Origin of the sequence: Vibrio sp. MMH1-50 (assembly GCF_022347645.1) — a bacterium.
GTDB lineage: Bacteria > Pseudomonadota > Gammaproteobacteria > Enterobacterales > Vibrionaceae > Vibrio > Vibrio harveyi.
The window spans coordinates 1-2851 of sequence record NZ_JAKRGG010000079.1; the positions used below are offsets into that span (position 1 = coordinate 1).

Annotated in this window: 3 protein-coding genes; all 3 read right to left on the reverse strand. The window is 41.3% G+C overall.

Features of this window, described 5'->3' with window-relative positions:
* Window positions 1-616 precede the first annotated feature (616 nt).
* Window positions 617-1444 carry a hypothetical protein gene (locus MHO32_RS25435; protein WP_239214956.1) on the reverse strand — a complete coding sequence of 276 codons (828 nt, stop codon included), beginning with the start codon at window positions 1442-1444 and terminating at the stop codon, window positions 617-619.
* Window positions 1445-1605: 161 nt separating this feature from the next.
* A complete protein-coding gene (locus MHO32_RS25440; protein ID WP_052878398.1) occupies window positions 1606-2070 on the reverse strand; it encodes a GNAT family N-acetyltransferase in 465 nt (154 codons plus the stop codon).
* Window positions 2071-2228: 158 nt separating this feature from the next.
* On the reverse strand, window positions 2229-2582 hold the full coding sequence (locus MHO32_RS25450; RefSeq protein ID WP_239214970.1) for a glyoxalase/bleomycin resistance/dioxygenase family protein: 354 nt from the start codon (window positions 2580-2582) through the stop codon (window positions 2229-2231).
* Between the last annotated feature and the right edge of the window lie 269 nt (window positions 2583-2851).

Here is a 2851-nt window from a genome sequence, read left to right on the forward strand (position 1 = left end):
AAGCCACCGCAAAGTAAAAATGCCACGCGTTACGAATCACTCTTAAGCAATTTGTTAGTACATGCGCTACTTCTATTTATGCGCTCCAAGATATTGAAAACTGGCATGATATGAAAGGCTTTGAACACTGAAGTGAGACGGGCAGCTACAAAACTTAAACTCGGTTAAGAGACGAGAGTTGGCTAGAAGAAAAACGCACTGAACTCCCCTACTTTTACTGACCTCAAATTAGAAAAGGATTCGTTCCTCGCACTTCGACGGCAACACCAAAGAAAGGCAATTCTGACTTAGTAAAAACCACGAAAGAGAAGAAGCGCCAACAGAAATAAGCTAAGAGTTAGAAGCCGTAAACAGTGAAATTAAAGCGAATACTCCGCATATAGTGCCACCGGAAAGAACGTGAAAGGCACTAACTGAAAGGTGTAAACACGAGCGCCAAAACAGATAAACACCAAAACTTATGACCTTTGATGTCAAACCCGTACTAACGCCCTGTTAAGGTGTGAGCAACGCAATACCGAACCTACCGCATACCACCTTAAACACGAAACTTAACGCATAGTAAAAATGCCACGCGTTGCGAATCACTCTTAAACAGTTTGTTATGTGAAAATTTTCAGTTGGAAAGGATCCTATTTGCCACTCTTGGAAAACGAAGACAAGCTCCCTGCTGATTTTCGATCAACTCGCCTCCTTTTCTTCCTACCATAGTGTTTCCTATGTATATCTCAAAGTCGTCAATCCGAGTGAGTACAACATAGTACACATCATTACTCATAGGAAATGGCTCGTGCACCAGATTCGTAATGTTAACTTTTAGCTTGAATAGTCGGGCTTTTTTTCCAACATTTTTATAGAACGTATTCGTTCTCTCATAGCCTAAATCGTTAATCTCAAGAACATGTTTTCCTGGAGTTATAATCTTATTGATCCACTCCCTTTTCACTCGTTTTTTATTCTGATTTCTATTAAACACAAAGTAATCTGATGGTTCATTCTGATATGCATGGAGTAGGTACCTTCCAGACACAGATTTATCTCCCAATAATTGGTTATCAGGAACCAGGGAACACAAACGAATCAGATCTTTGAGCAATAAAAATGTAGAATCTAGTATAGGAGTGACCGGCTTTCCTTTCGGCCCAATTCTACAAAATTTAGCCTCTAACCAATTGTTCATGTAAACACCATAGGATTCTAGCTCCTCGTTAAAGATGTTCAAGTTAGTCAAATCTATATGTAAATCAGCTCTTTTTGCGATATCTATAGGGTAAGCCACTTCGGACCTAAGTAACGAAACAGGATTTGGAACATTTCTAGCGTTAAGTTCTTGTAAAACTGCCATTGAAAAAGCTGTAACCACAGTACCTTCAAACTGATACCGTTTAAATGGAGTGCCCGTCAAAAACTCTGGAAGAGCCATAAATGCTTGTTCAAATATCATACAACCTCTTTTTATTATTCCTTATCCTTGCGCTACACTTCACATAACGCCCAATTAAGGTGTGAAGCACGCGACCACGGCACTCAATGTAACCACCATAATCACCGAACTTAACCCAAACCAAAAATGCCAAGCGTGCTGAATCACTCTTAAATTGTTTGTTATGTCCGTACTCTCGACATGATGACGATGTCTATTAGATTATCTTCAACAAGCACAGCCTTGCGTTTTGTACCCTCAACTTCAAAGCCAAAGGATTTATAAAGAGCCAACGCAGCAACGTTGTTTGCATGCACTTCTAACTCTAAACGCGTCAAGTTTAGCTGCTCATCACAATACGACAGCAAGTATTCCATTAAGAAACGACCCACTCCCTTTCCTCGGGAAGTTTTGGCGACCGCAATACCAAAAGATGCAGAGTGCTTTAACCTCGGCTTAGGCGTTGAGTTAATAGCCAAATGACCCAAGAGTTCTCCATCGCTTTCAACCGCGACAAAATTAAGCTGGCTGTCATTGAACATTGAGTCGAACTCTTCCCTTTTGATGTCAGGCAAGTAACGATTGTTGTTCACAACCTCTTTGTCAGTGTAAATATCATACAAAGCTGGCAAGTCAGGTGAACTCATTTTTCTTATTTTCATAGAACCTCAAAAACCCGAAAAGGACATAACGCCTTGTTAAGGGGTGAGCAACGCAATACCTAAGCCGCTGCATACCACCTTAACCACTAAACCAAACGCATAGTAAAAATGCCACGCGTTGCGAATCCCTCTTGAACAATTTGTTATGTGGTTTTCCCACGTAGTCCTATTAAGTTTCCAAAGGGGTCCTCAACTTGGCACATTGAAAGCCCATCTTCAATTTCCATTGGCCCACGATAAAGGCACGCACCAAGTTCTTCAAAATGAGCCAGGGCAACACATAAGTTACCTACTGACCAGTAAACAACTGTGCCACTTTTACCAGCACCAACCTTTTTATCTGCTTGGACTATTTCTAGGGAGAAACCATTTAGATCAAGCGCTGTGAAGTCAAAGTCAGGATGGTAAACCGGAACGGCTTCTGGAAAAGCTTTCTTGTACCATTCAAGCCCTTTCGCTACATCTGGGACATGAACAAGAACCGCTGATGGATTCATAATTTTTCTCCAACCACATAACGCCCTGCTAAGGGGTGAGCAACGCAATACAAAAGCCACCGCAAACCACCTTAATCACTAAATTCAACGCATAGTAAAAATGCCACGCGTTGCGAATCCCTCTTGAGCAGTTTGTTAGTCGCGAGGTACCGAGCGACAATTTTAAGCCGAACTAAACTTTGCGAACAACAAACTTTATGTGCTTTGATGCATTTAAGTCAGGCGTAGTCTCAAAGCGGCTATTCAATGAAACCACTTGGAACAAACAA